The organism is Rheinheimera sp. KL1 (assembly GCF_001275035.1).
Classification (GTDB): domain Bacteria; phylum Pseudomonadota; class Gammaproteobacteria; order Enterobacterales; family Alteromonadaceae; genus Pararheinheimera; species Pararheinheimera tangshanensis.
On the sequence record NZ_LAMX01000026.1, the window covers coordinates 135,262 to 151,620 of the forward strand.

General features: G+C 46.7%; 11 protein-coding genes. 7 read left to right on the top strand and 4 right to left on the bottom strand.

Annotated elements, in window-relative coordinates:
- The first annotated feature begins 217 nt into the window (after window positions 1-217).
- Window positions 218-2,086: a putative bifunctional diguanylate cyclase/phosphodiesterase gene (locus WH43_RS14870; RefSeq protein ID WP_053425383.1), complete on the top strand. Its 1,869-nt coding sequence runs from the start codon at window positions 218-220 to the stop codon at window positions 2,084-2,086.
- A 69-nt stretch (window positions 2,087-2,155) separates the two neighbouring features.
- Here the strand turns inward: WH43_RS14870 and WH43_RS14875 are convergent, their stop codons facing one another.
- The 3 genes from WH43_RS14875 to WH43_RS14885 all read right to left on the bottom strand — a co-directional run bounded on the left by WH43_RS14875 (window position 2,156) and on the right by WH43_RS14885 (window position 9,719).
- Window positions 2,156-5,254, bottom strand: a complete 3,099-nt coding sequence (locus WH43_RS14875; protein ID WP_053425384.1) for an efflux RND transporter permease subunit — start codon at window positions 5,252-5,254, stop codon at window positions 2,156-2,158.
- Between the two features lie 41 nt (window positions 5,255-5,295).
- Window positions 5,296-6,360, bottom strand: a complete 1,065-nt coding sequence (locus WH43_RS14880; RefSeq protein WP_152342881.1) for an efflux RND transporter periplasmic adaptor subunit — start codon at window positions 6,358-6,360, stop codon at window positions 5,296-5,298.
- Window positions 6,361-6,878: 518 nt separating this feature from the next.
- Entirely contained in the window at window positions 6,879-9,719 is a 2,841-nt protein-coding gene (locus WH43_RS14885; protein ID WP_053425385.1) for a M16 family metallopeptidase, read from the bottom strand.
- A gap of 343 nt (window positions 9,720-10,062) precedes the next feature.
- On the opposite strand from WH43_RS14885, the gene WH43_RS14890 reads away from it, so the two are divergent.
- Genes WH43_RS14890 through WH43_RS14900 form a run of 3 tightly spaced genes read left to right on the top strand, consistent with a single transcriptional unit; the run spans window position 10,063 to window position 12,523 of the window.
- Window positions 10,063-11,922 carry an intermembrane phospholipid transport YdbH family protein gene (locus WH43_RS14890; RefSeq protein WP_152342874.1) on the top strand — a complete coding sequence of 620 codons (1,860 nt, stop codon included), beginning with the start codon at window positions 10,063-10,065 and terminating at the stop codon, window positions 11,920-11,922.
- A 2-nt stretch (window positions 11,923-11,924) separates the two neighbouring features.
- A complete protein-coding gene (locus WH43_RS14895; protein ID WP_053425387.1) occupies window positions 11,925-12,170 on the top strand; it encodes a YnbE family lipoprotein in 246 nt (81 codons plus the stop codon).
- An 11-nt stretch (window positions 12,171-12,181) separates the two neighbouring features.
- On the top strand, window positions 12,182-12,523 hold the full coding sequence (locus tag WH43_RS14900; protein WP_053425388.1) for a YdbL family probable chaperone protein: 342 nt from the start codon (window positions 12,182-12,184) through the stop codon (window positions 12,521-12,523).
- A 1-nt stretch (window position 12,524) separates the two neighbouring features.
- Here WH43_RS14900 and WH43_RS14905 read toward each other — a convergent pair whose 3' ends face one another.
- Window positions 12,525-12,821, bottom strand: coding sequence for a YciI-like protein (locus WH43_RS14905; protein ID WP_053425389.1), 297 nt, complete (start codon window positions 12,819-12,821; stop codon window positions 12,525-12,527).
- Window positions 12,822-13,007: 186 nt separating this feature from the next.
- Here WH43_RS14905 and WH43_RS14910 point away from each other — a divergent pair, with 186 nt between their 5' ends.
- Genes WH43_RS14910 through WH43_RS14920 form a run of 3 tightly spaced genes read left to right on the top strand, consistent with a single transcriptional unit; the run spans window position 13,008 to window position 16,352 of the window.
- The gene (locus WH43_RS14910) at window positions 13,008-14,276 is read left to right on the top strand and encodes an efflux RND transporter periplasmic adaptor subunit (protein WP_053425390.1); all 1,269 of its coding nucleotides are present in this window, start codon (window positions 13,008-13,010) and stop codon (window positions 14,274-14,276) included.
- A gap of 44 nt (window positions 14,277-14,320) precedes the next feature.
- On the top strand, window positions 14,321-15,034 hold the full coding sequence (locus WH43_RS14915) for an ABC transporter ATP-binding protein (RefSeq protein ID WP_053425391.1): 714 nt from the start codon (window positions 14,321-14,323) through the stop codon (window positions 15,032-15,034).
- 1 nt (window position 15,035) lies between these two features.
- Window positions 15,036-16,352, top strand: coding sequence for an ABC transporter permease (locus tag WH43_RS14920; RefSeq protein WP_053425392.1), 1,317 nt, complete (start codon window positions 15,036-15,038; stop codon window positions 16,350-16,352).
- Window positions 16,353-16,359 lie beyond the last annotated feature (7 nt).

Below are 16,359 nucleotides of genomic sequence, written 5' to 3' on the forward strand. Positions count from 1 at the left end.
GCCGGTGTTTTTTTACGCACGTCACAGCTTGGCGTCAATACTGTCCTCGAAGTAGTGCAGCATGACAAAGTGCAGAAACTTAGATCCGGCAAATTCTGCTCCTCCCCACTGTGTTTATTTTTCAGTAGTCTGGTATTCTGAGCAAAGAATTTGTTATTGCAGCTTTTATCGTTTTCATCAGCGGTACATTGTGGTTCATTCAGGCATAAGGCAGGATATGAAACAGCGGACTTTTTTTGATTTATCAGCCAGCACTGATGTGATTGTTTTAACTGCTCATCAACTTAAGCGATTAAAGCAAATTGTCTGGATTTGTCTGACTGCAGTGATCTGTGGTGTCTTGCCGTCAGGTCCTAAATCCTCAGCCATTTTATTGGCCACAGCCGTTGGCTTAGTGTGCATTCTGATTTTGCTTTACCGGGCTAAAGTCCGTTTTGCTACCGATGCTTTGTTGTGGTTGTTAACCCTGATGATCTGTAGTCTGATCAGTATTAATTTGGGTATTTTCGACCTGATGTTGCTGGGTTACCCATTGGTATTGGCTTATGCCGCTATGTACAGCGGGAAGCGTTTTTATTGGTTGCTATTCGGTTTTATTTTGCTGTTTTGTTCTGCTCTGGCTTTAGCTACTTTGTATGGCTGGATTGAGTTTCGCCAGCCTCTGCCGACAGTTAACTCTTTTGTTACTTTAAATATTCTGCTGATTGTCAGTGGCTTAAGCATGAGGTTGATTGCCCGGGATACCAAAGACGCTCTGCTGCAGTTAAAGCAGGAAAACGAAAGAGTCGTCAGCTCTCAGTTGGAAATTCAGCGTTTGGCTCAGCACGATCCACTGACTGGCTTAGTGAACCGCGCTCAATGTGAACTTGCCTTTCAACGAGCCGTGGCGGCCAAACCTGAAGCAGAAGTCGCTTTACTATTTATTGATTTAGACAACTTTAAGCCTATTAACGATGCGCTGGGGCATCAGGCTGGAGACGAGGTTTTAAAGCAATTAGCGGTCAATTTGCAGCGAGCCTTGTCGGAGCAGGACCTGTTAAGCCGTTTTGGTGGTGATGAATTTGTTGTGCTGTTAACCCAATGGCAACAGCGGCAAGAACTTGAACTTTTAGTGCAAAACTTATTGCAACATTGCCAACAGGAAGTTCTGGTGCAGCAACATAAAGTGCAGCTATCGGCTTCTGTTGGGGTGGCATTGTCGCCACAGGACGGTACTGACTTTCACCTGCTGTGTAAAAAAGCTGATACCGCTATGTATCAGGCGAAGAAGATGGGGCGTAACAGATTTTGCTGGTATCAGAGCGAGATGGAACAGCAGCAACTGGACAAATTTAATCTGATGATGCGCTTACGTTTGGCCGTCAAACAGCAACTATTCTCTGTGCTGTATCAACCTGTCTATGACATCAAAACGAATACAGTATTTGGAGCAGAAGCTTTATTGCGCTGGACTGATTCTGAATTGGGTGTGATTGCGCCGTCCGTCTTTATTCCTCTGGCTGAGGAAATGGGCTTGATTCAAGAGTTAGGGCTTTTTGTGTTGCAACAGGCTTGTGCTCAGGCCGTCGCATGGCAAAACTCAGGGTATGCGCTTCGTATTGCCGTCAATATCTCTGTCATGCAATGCAAACAGGGCGATTTACCTGCTCTGATCCGGCAAGTTCTGCAGGAGACTGGCTTGGCCGCACATTCACTGGAGTTGGAGCTAACCGAGTCTGTACTGATTGATGATACCGCTTTGGTAAAACAACAAATACAACAGTTATCGGCTTTGGGTGTGCATTTTGCAATCGATGATTTTGGTACCGGCTATTCTAATTTAGGCTATTTAAGCCAGTTTCAGCTCAGCAGTTTAAAAATAGATCGATCTTTTGTTAGCCGTATCTCACATGACGGCAAAGATTTGGCTCTGGTCAAAGGTATTATTCAACTGGCAAGCAGCTTAGGTTTGCATACTGTGGCTGAGGGCGTGGAAGATCAGCAGAGTCTGGAGTTATTACAGCAAGCAGGTTGTCACTATGCTCAAGGTTATTTATGGTCTAAAGCTGTGTCGCCAAAGGAATTTGAATCACTACTAACTCAGTAACAAGGGGGGACAGATGATACTAGCTATGTGTAACTAATATTATCTGGCCCCAGCTTCATGTTTGGGTTTTTAGACTGGTTTCACCTGATGCTCTTCTTCGTCATCCTCTTCGTCCACTACCTTGTCATGGCTGTGATCTTTGGCGATCAGCATATAGACAGAAGGTAACACAAAGAGTGTCATCAAGGTTCCGATCGTCATCCCCAGTACCAGGACTATACCTATAGAGTTACGTGCAGCGGCACCTGCGCCTTCAGCGAAAATCAGTGGCGTGTGACCGGCGATAGTCGCAATGCTGGTCATCATTACAGGACGCAACCGCAGCACTGAAGCTTCACGAATAGCTTCCAATTTAGACTTACCTTGTTCCTGCAGCTTGTTGGCAAATTCCACCACCAGAATACCGTTACGGGCTATTAAACCTATCAGGGTGACTAAACCCACCTGCGAGTAGATGTTCAGTGTGCTGGTAAAGCCGTCGGTGAAAAATGGCATAGGCGCTGGTATTTTCAGGAAGGTAAAGACCAGGGCACCAAACAGAGCCAGCGGTACTGAACCTAACAAGATGACGATAGGGTCACGGAAGCTGTTGTACTGAGCCGCGAGCACCAGGAAAATCATAGTCACTGCCAGAGTAAAGGCTGGCAGGAAGGTATTGCCCTCCCGTTTTAACTGGCGGGATTCACCTGTGTAATCTATTGAATAACCGCTAGGCAGTAACTTCTTCGCTTCGGTCTCCAGGAAGGTTAGGGTCTCATCCAGAGGTTTAATAGTCACACCACTGATTTTCACAGCATTTAACTGCTGCATACGGTTGATGCTGCGTGGCACAGTGCTGTGAGTCAGGCTGGCGATTTGATCAACCCGAATCATTTGGTCTTGTGGGCCTTTGATATAGAGATTGGTTAAATCATCAGGAGTTAAGCGTTCTATCCTTTTTACCTGCGGTACCACTTTGTAACTTTGTCCTGACATGTTAAAGCGATTGACGTAACCACCACCTAACAAAGTGCCTAAGTCCTGCACTACATCACGCATATTCAGGCCTAGATCCGCCACTTTATCGCGGTCGATATTCAACTGATACTCAGGCTGATCCACCTTCATATCTATCACCTGGAACGGGAACATACCACTTTCACGCATCACTTTTTCCAGTTTCAGCGCATAGTCGTAAATCTCTTTTGACTCAGCCGTAGAGGCAATGACAAATTCAACAGGGAATTGGCCACCACCAGGTAAAGCAGGTGGAGTGATAGGTAAAATTCTAACCCCTGATATTTCTGCCAGTTTTTGCTGTACTTCCGGCATCATCTCAAAGACTGTACGCTCACGTTCAGCCCAGGGTTTAGTCACCATGCCGCCAAAACCACCAGTAGGGAAGGTGATTTGGAAGGTAAAGTCAGTTTCAGGCACGGACATAAAAGCTTCGTTCACGTACTTACCGTAATAAGAGGACTGATCCACTGTTGAGTTAGCGGGAGAGTCGACTATGCCGAAAATAACGCCCTGATCCTCTACTGGTGCCAGCTCTTTGGGTGACATGCTGTATAAAGGTACACACAGCAGCATAATACCAACCCAGAATACATAGACGCCCGATCTGTTATTTAAACTACTTTCGAGCTTACGGCTGTAAAAGTGTTGGAAACGGCTAAAAATAGCATCCAGTGGTGCTTTATTGCTGGTATGAGGTTTTAACATCCGCGATGCCATCATGGGTGACAACGTAATAGCGACAATGGCAGAAATAGCCACAGCACCTGCCAGTGTAATGGCAAATTCACGGAATAAGGTCCCTGTTAAACCACCTTGTAGACCTATAGGCACATAGACAGAAATCAAAGTCACTGTCATCGCAATAATAGGGCCACCCAGTTCGCGGGCCGCGACTAAGGCTGCTTTGAAAGGTTTCAGGCCATTTTGAATATGGCGCTCTATGTTTTCCACCATAACAATGGCGTCATCCACCACCAGACCCACTGACAAAACGATCGATAGCAAGGTCAGCAGGTTTAATGAGAAGCCAAACAGCTTCATAATAAACATGGCGCCAATCAATGACAGCGGTATAGCCACTATAGGAATAAGCACTGAGCGGCTGAACCCTAAAAACAGGAAGATGACTATGACGATAATCAGTAAAGTTTCGCCCAGTGTTTTTACGACATCATCAATAGCAGCTTCAATGTATTTGGTGGCGTCGTAAGACACTTCACCTGTTAAACCACTGGGCAGCTCAGCTTTAATTTGCTCCATCTCTTTGGTCACTGCTTTAATCACATCCAGCGAGTTGGCATTTGGCGCAACAAAAACGCCCATAAAGACAGCGGTTTCGCCTGAGTAGTTAACGTCCGTGTTGTAATCGTCAGCACCTAACACCACATCTGCTACATCAGACAAACGCACTATACCGTCGCTATTCTGACGTAAAATCATACGCTTAAATTCATCAACACTTTTCATGTCGGTGTTGGCGCGCAAATTCACCTGGGTGTAAGCGCCCCGGGTCTGACCTATGGTGGCCTGAATATTATTGTCAGTCAGGGCAGTGCGCACATCAGAAGCGGTAATACCTAAAGCCGCCATACGCTCTGGTTTGAGCCAGACCCGCATTGCAAAAGTGCGGCCACCCAGGATATCTGCTTTTTGTACACCACTGATGGCAATTAAACGCGGTTGTACAGAACGGCTTAAAAACTCAGTAATTTGGTTTTGCTCCAGAATGTCTGAGCTGAAGCTTAAATAAGCCGCAGCAAATTGGCTGTCGGCGGCTTCAATAGCAATAGCAGGCACTTCGGCTTCTGGCGGTAAATCTCCCCTTACCTGATTGACCTTAGCACTGATTTCCGTCATGGCTTTGAGCGGGTCATAGTTCAGGTGTAAATGCGCTGTGACTGTCGACACGCCCATAGTGCTTTGCGATTCGATATAGTCGATACCACCAGCTGAGGCGATAGCACGCTCTATAGGGGTGGTAATAAAACCACGAACCAAATCAGCGTTGGCACCTATGTAAGCCGTAGTAATTTTGATCACAGCTATGTCTGAACGTGGGTACTGCCGTACCGTCATATTGCTCATCGACTGGAAGCCAGCGAGCAATATCAGCAGGCTGACCACTATGGCCAGTACAGGCTTCTTAATAAAAATATCGGTAAAATTCATAATCTGCTCATTCTTAATGGCTGGTTATTAGCAAGTACAAATCAGGTATCAGCAGGTGTTGGTGTTGCTTTAAACTCTGGTGGTTGAGTTTTACTCAGCACCACAGCCTGGCCGTTAAATAATTTAAAGGCTCCAGCGCTTACCACTTGCTCACCGGCTTTTAAGCCATCAATCACTTCAACAAAATCACCACGGGCTTTACCGAGACGGACAAACTGTTGACGGGCTTTTAAGCCGCCTTTGTCATCTTTTTCTACTACAAATACGGTGTCACCAAAAGGCGCGTAAATAATGGCAGTGCTTGGTACCACCAGCAGTTGATGTGGTTCTGTTAAGGTTACAGTGGTAGAGACCGCCATACCTGGAATTAATACGTCAGAGCTGTTGTCCAGAATGGACTGTACTATTACGTTTCGGGTGCTGGTATTAATTTCTGCACCTATCGCACTGATCTCGCCTTTGACAATCACAGCTCCGTCACCGACAGACACTTCTACAGGTAAACCTTTAGTGATCTGGGTCAGCCAGTGTTGCGGCACAGGGAAGTTGACCCGCACTTTATTGGTGGCCTGCAATGACACTATCGGAGTTCCTGCTTGTAAATCTGTGCCTAAATCCACCTGACGAATACCAATACGGCCATCAAAAGGCGCGCGAATGACTTTTTTCTGCAAGGTGGCTTTTAAGTTATCGACCTGAGCTGCGGCGCTGTCCAGTTGCTGTTTGGCATTATCCAGTTCGCTTTGAGTGGCAATGTTAGTGCTACGTAACTGCACTAAACGGTCATAACTGGTTTTCGCCAGTTTTAAGCTGGCTTCAGCTGAACGCAACTGAGCCTGCTCATTGGTGACATCCTGTTCAATCAATACTGTGCCTGCAGTGACTTGCTGGCCATTACTGAAACTGATTTTTTTCACCCGACCCGGTACCTCAGCCGCGACAATAATACCTTCGTCCGCCAGCACCGTGCCTATCGCATTGTAGGTATTAGGCCAGCTTTGTTGCTCTACAATAAAGGTGCTGACATGTTCTGGTGGCGGCACAAAAGTTTCACCTGATTCGATCATGGCTGCAATCTGGCCACCTTTGACCCCTGCAAGCACCATAAACACACAGATCAGCCAAGTACGGCAAATAATATAGATTTAAATCTTTTCATAGCGGTAACCAGATTAAAAGTTAATAAAGACCCAAGAGTTTCAGCGCTGATACTACGAGCTGGCAGCACTCCCGGATTAGAGCCACTTATAGTGAAAAGCCCGGAATAATGGTTCTGAGCTTATACCTGACTTACAACATTCAGCGGGCTGACTAGTGTGCCACGTTTTCCTACAAATTGTGACGATTAGTCATAAATTAATAAAAATTTAAGAAAATGAGTGCTGGTTAGCTCTGAATGGCATTGGTCAGTGCCAGTAGTTTTGCGCTTTGCCTGGGGTTGGAACAGTAGCAAAGACGCAAAAAACCTTGTCATAGTGTAGCGAGCAAAAGCGCTTTCACCTATCGGAAAATAGATTAAATTTGTAACCAAATGACAGGAATGTTAAGCGTTATCACAAAGTCTGGCAGCGTTGTTGGAGGAAAATAAGGCCACCTTAGGGTGGCCATCTCTACATAAACTCGATCAGAGACTGATTTTTTCTACCGGGTAACCCAGTTTCTCCAGCTCTGGTGTTAAGCTTTTCGCATCCCCCACCACCAGAATAGCCATCTCTTTGGTGTTTAAATGTTTGGCAGCCAAAGCGTTAATTTGCTCTTTACTGATACCAGACACAATCTGATTACGTTCACGGACAAAATCAGGCGTTAAGTTAAATTCCAGAATTTGTGCCATAAAGCCTAACTTAGCATTGGGCGTTTCGTATTTTAGTGCATCCGACTGATTAATGGCCTGACGCATAAAAGACAGTTCATCATCGGCAATACCTTTTTGCTGGAAAGCATCCAGTTCATTGATAAATTGACGAATAGAATCAGCCGTGGCATCGGCACGCACAGCCGCAGAAGCAGTGTAAGTACCTGCAAACTTGTCGGCGATAAAGCTGGCGCGGGCGCCGTAGGTGTAGCCTTTGTCTTCACGCAGATTCAGGTTAATGCGGCTGTTAAAGGTACCGCCTAACACAAAGTTCATCAGGCTTGCCTGATAAAACTCGCCAGTAATGTCCTGGGTCAGTGAACGCTTACCAATACGAATTTCAGACTGGGGGGCGTTAGGTTTATCCAGCAAATAAATAGTGCCAGGCTTGGCTTTCATCTGGCCTGTATTGATCTGAACAGCCGGACCTTTACCTTGCCAGTCAGTCAACTGAGTTTTTAACTCTGCAGCGACTTTATCCTGAGCTAAATCCGATACCACAATCAGCTGACCACCGGCTGGCTTGAAGTAGGTTTGATACCAGTTTTTCATATCATCCAACGTCAGTTTGCTGACAGATTCCAGCGTGCCTTCATTAGGTAAAGCCGCGATACTGCCATCAAACATTAGTTTGTTGTAAGCCGTTGCCGCTATATAAGCCGGATTAGTGGCGCTGTGCTGAATACCCTGCAAGGTTTGCTGTTGCAGGCGACTGAAGTCTTCGGCTTTAAAGGCTGGATTACGTAACTTTTCCTCCAGCAGCCTTAAGGTTTGTGGCAGGTTTTTGCTGAGGCTGGAGACAAACACATCGATGTAACTATCGCCAGAACTGATGCTGATGCTACTACCCAGCTTTTCCAGCTCCAGGCTCATTTGCTCCGTGCTGTAGTTTTGTGTGCTTTCATTCAGAATGGCCGCCAGTAAAGCACTGATACCTGCTTTATCAGCCGTTTCGTAATAGCTGCCGACCGGGATTTTCAGCAATAACGAAGTGGTCGGTGTTTCTGTGCTTTGGCTGCCTAATACCTTGATGCCGTTACCTAAATCCATGCTCCAGGTGGCTGGCAATTCCACAGCTGGGTTCACGCCAGCCATAGGTTGTTTACTGCGGTCAAAAGTGTCCACTGCTTTACGTACTTGTAAATCTTCAGCTCTGGTTTTTGATGGGCCGCCAAAGTCGTGTTTTACCGGTGTGAAATTATCTGCTTTGGCGATCAGTTGCTTCTGGCCTTTTGGCACCACGCTCATCACCACAGAATGTTGATTTTTAATGTAGGTGTTGTACACCCGCATTACGTCTTCTTTGGTTACCGCATTGTAACGGGCTATATCGTCCGCAATGGTATCTGGTTTGCCCTGGAAGGTTTGGCTTGCCGCCAACTGACTGACTTTACCGGACACACTTTGCAGGCCAAAAATACTACTGGCTTCTATCTTGGCTTTTACTTTTAACAAATCGTCGTCTGTGACGCCACGCTGTTCAAATTCGGTCAGGCTGGCGCGGATCACTTGCTCTATATCGGCCAGAGTTTTGCCTGAGGCCGGATGAGGCAGGGCATATAAAGAAAATTCACAGGCCAGCTCACGACAGGGGTGCGATACAGCGGCCTGCACCGCCAGCTGATTTTTCACCAGATTTTTGTACAGCAGCGAGTTATTACCGCCGCCTAAAATTTCCGACAAAATATCCAATGCGGCTTCGTCTTTATGAGTGGCATAAGCTGTTGGATACGCAATGTAGACCAGCGGTAAATGCACATTGTCTTCCATCGAGATATAACGGGTTTCCGGTAGCTTCACGAACGTTTTAGCTGCATCCGTTACTTCAGGGCCACGTGGAATAGAGCCAAAATACTTTTGCACCAGAGGTAACATATCTTCAGCTTTTACCGCTCCACCTATGGTTAAAGTGGCATTATTGGGGCCATACCAGCGCAGGAAGAAGGCTTTGACGTCATTGACGTTAGCGCGGTTTAAATCGTCCATGTAACCAATCACTGGCCAGGAGTAGGGATGACCATCCGGATATAAAGCTTGAGAGACTCTCTCGTTTAAACGGCCATAGGGTTGGTTGTCTACCCTCTGACCCCGTTCGTTTTTCACGGTTTCACGTTGTACTTCAAACTTCTTTTCTGTCACAGCGTCCAGTAAAAAGCCCATCCGGTCTGCTTCTAACCAAAGCATTTTTTCTACTTGATTGACAGGTACTGTTTCAAAGTAATTGGTACGGTCTGAGTTAGTGGTACCGTTTAAAGTGCCGCCAGCTTCGGTAATGATTTTAAAATGTTGTTCGTCACCAACGTTTTCAGATCCCTGAAACATCATATGCTCGAAAAAGTGGGCAAAACCTGATTTACCTAACTCTTCGCGGGCCGACCCCACATGATAGGTCACATCTACATGCACCAGTGGGTCTGAGTTATCCTCATGCACTATCACAGTCAAACCATTGTCCAACTGATACTTTTTATAAGGAATATGAATGCCTTGCTGCGGTTTGGACTGATCAACTAATGTCACACCAGCAGGTAAATTTGTTTGAGTCTGAGTGCCGCAAGCGGCTAAGGTAAAGGCAAAAGCTATGGCTAGTGCCAGTTTAGATTTGTGCATAAGTCCCTCCGTGTAAGTGGCCCGATTAAAACACGTTTCGCAGGGGTTAAAAAGATACAACTATGTAACAAAGCTATACAATGAGGCGGTGCGGGGTTCGATAAAAGTACTTTTGCCGCTATTTATCTCCAACACAGGATACTGAATTCATTCATAATTCAGCCTGTCTGGCTTAAAGTTCTGACAAGCAAAGAGGATATCAAGTGGCGAAGCTGCTTCTGGCATAAAGAAATCGACCTCCTGGTTAAAATGGAACCTGCTGTTATTACTGCTGGCAGGCTGCGTATTTGCTTTCATTCAGTTGCAGTTCTGGTGGACTCAACTCAGTCCAAAGTGGCAAGGTTTGGAATGGTCATGGGGCTCGGCGCGTGTGGAGCAGTTGTCCTTGCAACTGCCGTTCTCTGGCCAGCAGCAGGTACAATTGGAACAATTAGAACTCGGTTGGACCGGCTGGCCCTGGCCTTTGGATGTGCTCAAAGCGAAATCGCTAAAAGCCCAATTGGATGTGCAACTGGCCGTATCCAGCGAAACAGAGCAAGAAGCTGCGCCTGCAGTACCCACATTACCGCTCTGGTTGCCGAAGGTGTTGTCCTTCGAGCAGATAGAAGTCTCGCTGCCTTGTGCCCGCTTAAATACTAAGCTCAGCAACAGCACTGAAAATAACGACTGCAAGCTCATTGGCGCTTTAACCTACAGCGAACAAAACCAGCAGATACAACTGCAACTGGCGAATCAACAGGCCATCTTTATTGAAGGTGTAGGCGATGCAAAGCTGGCCATTAAAGCTTTGATCACACCAAGTGCTGAACAACTGCAAATTCCACAGTTTGAACTGAGCCTTGCAAGCAGCAAGCTTAATTGGCAGCAGCATAAGCTCTCTGATCTGGATTTAAAGCTCAGCGGTCGAGCCGTCTGGCAAAACAACCTGCTGCAATTTGAAGCCACCGAACCTTTGCAGCTGACCACCAGTTATCAGCAACCTGACTTGCAAGTACAGCAGTTGATGCTGAATGCAACTTCCTTGCAGCTGGAATTGAATCCAACGCAGTTGGCCAATTCGCAGCTGAAAAGCGATCTGCAATTTGAAGTAAAGCAGCTGCAGCATCCACAACTCAACACACTGGACTGGAGTTGGGCCGGAACTCTGTTGTATCAACAGCAACAAGTTCAACTCGAAGGTCGGTTAGCGAATAGTTTATCTCTTGCGCTTGAGCATAAAATACAAATGGCAGAGCAAAAAGTCAGTGCCAGCTGGACTTTGCCAGAGCTGTTTTTTCTGGCCGGTAACCCGCTGCACGTCGGACCTTTTTGGCCTGAACTGCTGACGCTACAAAAAGGCAAAGCCTCAGGCAAAGGGCAGCTGGAGTTTGACCTAAGCAGCATGGCGCTGACCAAACAGCATACAGAACTGGAGCTGCGGGATTTAAGCGGCATTTATGACAGAACTGTATTTACAGGTTTAACCACCACACTGAAGTTGTTCAGCCAAGGTATGGTCTGGAAAGTAGAGACTGGGGATCTGAAGCTACAACAGCTTAACCACGGTCTGGTGATGGGGCCTTTGCAGCTGAATGCGCAGTACCAAACAACAGCGCCGGATTGGTTCAAAGGTCAGTTAGACCTGAAGCAGTTGCAATTGGCTTTATTTGGTGGTCAGGTAAAAGCTGCGCAGCAGCAAATTGATTTCAGTAAAGATGCTAAAGTATTGCTGCAAATGGATAAACTGCAATTAGCAGAGTTACTGAAGCAGCACCCCAGCGCCGATATGACAGGGCAAGGAACTCTATCTGGTACTTTGCCTCTGAGTATAGAACAAGGCAAGCTGACGGTGGCTCAAGGCTCTGTTGCCGCCTTAGAGCCTGGTGGAAAAATTGCCTATCAGTCGCAAAAAGCTCAGGCTATGGCCGCATCGAATCAGGGCATGAAGATTGTGATGCAGGCGCTGCAGAATTTTCATTTTTCAGTGCTGTCGGCCGGAGTCAGTTACAGCAAAGAAGGCCAGCTGTTATTGGCTTTGAAATTGGAAGGCAATAATCCGGATTTTGAAAAAGGCCGGGCTGTTAATTTCAGTATTAATTTAGAAGAGAATTTACCGGCCATGATTACCAGCCTACAGTTGAGCGGTCAGGTCAGCGAGTTAGTGAAAAAACGGGTTCAACAGCGTCTGGCAGCCCAAAAAGCCAAAGACGCCCGCAAGGAGTAACAATGCGATATGGGCAGGATAGACAATTTTCCCAGCCAAAGGCTGCTAGTCAAAAGCGGTTGGCGGCACAAGGCCTGAGCCTTGGTTTGGCCATCTTAATCACTGCAGCCTGTACCCCAACGGTGCAGGTGGCTATGCCAAATGAGCCAATCAATATCAATTTGAATGTCAAAATTCAGCATGAAATTTTGATTAAAGTGGACAAAGAACTGGACGAACTGATCAGTGATTCCAGTGGTTTATTCTAAGGAGCACCAAGATGAAAACTATACATAAATTCGTGCTGTCAGCTTTATTTGCGATCAGTTTGCCAGTGCTGGCGATGGATTTACAGCAAGCCATGTCGGCCTTAGGCTCTGCCAAAACTCAGGGTTTGGTTGGCGAACAACCCAATGGGTATTTAGGCGTGGTGAGCTCATCAGCGCAAGCCAAAGAAATTGCCGACTTAATTAACCAGGCCCGCAAAGCTGAATATCAGAAACTGGCCGCTAAAAACGGTATTCAGCTAGCTGACGTTGAAGCTATCGCAGGCAAAAAGGCCATAGAAAAGACCGAACCCGGCCAGTTTATCCAGCTAAACGGCCAGTGGCAGAAAAAATAGCTTAACGGATTGGTGTTGCTGCGTCATGGCCTACCACTGTATGCCATGGCAGAATACGGTAGCTACTGACTAAGCCATGAATGACATAAGGATCCGATTCGGCAAAGGCCTTCACCTTTGCTGGATCGGAGACATTAAACAGCAATAACGCGCTTTCGATCGGCTCGCCCACTGCACCACCTAATATCAATTCTCCCCGCTCCGCGGCCCACCAGGCCAGCTGTAAATGTTCTGCTCTGAATAAGCTGCGTTTTTCCAGATAATCTGCTGAGGTTTGATACTGCAGTAAATAATGCATTTTTACTCCTTGATGACGACATGTCCGTTGTCCGGCTGAAGTTTGCGGACACTTTTTCTGTCCGCGGACAGTTTTTAGTTAGTAAGTGCTTTATTGATATTTGTTTATAAAACAAAGGTTTACTTCTATTTTCTGTGCTGGCACGTTCCCTGCTATGTCTGGTTAATCAGATGACGGAGAAGCAAGATGATCCAGGGTACAGAAAATCAGGATATCCAAATCCAACCGACCAAAGCAAGGCAATGGCGTCGTCCTGTGTTGGCCACTTTGTTTATGGCTGGTGTTTGTTATATCAGTTATAGCCTGTTGGCCGCCAGCTCGGCTCAGGCTTCTTTAGTCTTGCCTAAAGATCAGGTGCAACTGGCCATAGTAGAGCGCGGCAGCTTTACCCGTGATTTATCAGTGCAGGGCAGAGTGGTTGCGGCTAATGCGCCTACTTTGTTTAGTCAGGAAGCAGGGCAGGTGCAGTATCTGAAGCAACCTGGCGAAGCTGTGCAATTAGGTGATTTATTGGCTGTGGTGTCCAGTCCGGCTTTGGATAATGAACTGGAGCAACAACGCGCTTTGCTGGCCAGTATGGAATCTGATTTTGAGCGTTCCACTTTATTAGCCCGTGAGCTGCAACTGGATATGGAACAAGTGCAAAACACAGCTCAGGTCAACTTAGTGGCGGCGAAGCGCGAGCTGGCACGTGCTGAACAATCCATCAAAGTAGGGGTGATTCGCCAACTGGATTATGACGTCGCCAAAGACAAGCTATTGCAGGCTGAACTGGAGTTTGATCACGCCAAACGTAAAGTGGCCCTGGCATCAGATAAGCTGAATTTTGAAAAAAAGTCGGGTCAGTCCGCCTTAGCTCGTCAGGCTTTAGTAGTGGCTGAACTGGACAGAAAACTGGCCGCTTTACAAATTAAAGCACCGGTCACAGGCCAGGTCGGTAACTGGCTGGTAGAGCAGCAAAGTCATGTACTGGCAGGCACAGGTTTACTGACCGTGATCGATTTAAGCCGCTATGAAGCCGAGCTTTCAGTACAGGAGAGTTATATCCGCGATTTAGCTGTGGGTATGCCGGTGGAAGTGAATTTAGGCAATCAGCAACTCAAAGGTGAGCTGAGCCATATAGCACCTGAAGTCAAAGACAATTTAGTTACAGCCCGAGTGCGTTTCTCGCAGAACGACAGCACCAGTTTACGCCAGAACCAACGTTTATCAGCCCGCGTCATTATTGAGCAAAAAGACAATGTCTTGCGCATTAAACGTGGTGACTTTGTTGGCTCAGGTGCCAGTCGTATCGCTTATCAGGTGACCAATAATCTGGCGGTGAAAACCCCTGTGGTATTGGGTGCATCCTCAGTGCAGTACGTCGAAATTTTACAAGGTGCCAAAGAGGGAGACCAATGGGTGATCTCTAATCTGGATGAATTTAAACAACAAGACAGAGTTCAATTGAACTAAGGCTTTCACAGGAATTGAGGGCTTGGGCCCTACAGGAGAAAACCATGATTAAAATTAATAACTTAAGCAAAATTTTCCGCACTGATTTAATTGAAACCCATGCGCTGCGGCAGATTAATCTGCAGGTGAATGAAGGCGAATTCGCTGCGTTAACGGGCCCTTCAGGTTCTGGTAAATCGACCTTGCTGAATGTGCTGGGTACGTTAGAAAGTTTTGATCAGGGCGATTATTTGCTGGATGGCCGCTCGGTCAAAGGTTTATCTGACCGGGAATTGTCAGCCCTTCGCAATGAAAAAATAGGTTTTATATTTCAGGGCTTTAACCTGATTAAAGATTTTAGCTTGTTTGACAATATCGAACTGCCGCTGCGCTATCGTGGTTTTAGTGCTGCTGAGCGTAAACGCCGGGTGGAGCAAGCGTTGGAAACTGTAGGTTTAGCTGCACGTCGTGATTATCATCCAAGCCAGCTGTCTGGTGGTCAGCAGCAGCGTGTCGCTATAGCCCGCGCTATTGCCGGTGAGCCACGTATTCTGCTGGCGGATGAACCAACAGGCAACCTGGATTCGTTAATGGCGCGTCAGGTGATGGAACTGCTGGAAAAAATCAATCAGCAAGGCTGCACCATTTTGATGGTGACACACGACCCGGATCAGGCCCGCCGTGCTAACCGCCATATTCAGATTGTCGATGGACAGCTCAATGACGCGACTTTATATGAACCACTGGGATACGTACCTTTAACAGCGGCAGGAGCTTAAGATGGAAGCCTTAGTACATAACCTGAAGCTGAGCTGGTTCAGCATTAAAAGAGCCCCTTTACCTTATGCCTTAACCCTGCTGATTTTAAGTTTAGGTTTAGGTACTTTTTTCAGTAACGCCACTTTGTATTACTGGATGAACCGCGACCCCATTCCTGAAAAAAGTGCCACCTTGTTTATGGCTCGTATCAACTCTACACCTGGCGATTGCACTGACTGTTTTGAGCCGCCTCGAGTGATGAGTTACATGGATATGCAGAAAATGAGTGGTAGCGGTATACCCTCAGCCGAAGCGGCGATGTTCTCCAGCGATGCTTATGCCAAAACAGTGGAGAATCAGCAAGCGACACCCAGCAAGGTGGAATTGCGGGTCACGCAGCGTGATTTTTTCAAGCTGTTTAATGTGCCCTTTTTACATGGCGAAGCCTGGCCAGACAATAAAGCGAGAATGGAAGTAGTGATCAGTAAAAACACTGCGTTGAAGTTTTTTAGTCGCACTGATGTAGTTGGGCAGGAGATGCTGATTGATGACAAGCTGTATAAAATTATTGGCGTGCTGAACGACTGGTCCATGTTGCCACGTTTGTATGACGTCAATGGTCGTCGTTCTGCTGAACCTGCTGAGGATATTTATCTGCCACTGGAAACAGCCTACGATTTAGCCTTTCAGTCTAATACTCAAAATCGCTATTTTAATGTGGAGTGGGACGGCAATATGGCCACCTACCCGCAAATGGCCAGAACCAACTTTGTAAATCAGCTGCAGTTTTGGGTGCAATTAGATAGCCCTGAAAAAGTAGAGCAGTATCAACAGTATTTGAAAAATCTGGTGGCTGATGAAAAAGCTGCAGGCCGTCATACCCGCCCCGAAGGCAATAAGCTGGATAATATTCTGGACGTACAAAAAGCTATGCAGGCAACTAATGAGCAACTGGATGCATTTGCTTTAGTGGCTTCATTGTTTTTGCTGGTTTGTGTAGTGAACGCTAGTCATTTATCACTGAACCGTTATATGGCGAACCAGTATGAATTCAGTTTACGCCGTGCTTTAGGCGCCAGCCGCTGGCAGTTACAAGGCCAAATTCTGGCAGACGTGTTATTAAGTTCTGCTTTAGCTTTTGCTGTGGCGCTGCTGTTCGCGCAGTTGGGGTTATGGACTATCAATTCGTTATTACCAGGTACCCGGGCCTTGGCTAATTGGGATTGGCAAATGCTGAGTGTGATGGCGCTTGTCGTGTTGCTGATTAGTTATCTGGTGACCTTGTATCCTGCTTTAAAAACCTCATTCAGCCCGCTGAATCAACAGTTAAAACAATAAGGAGCGC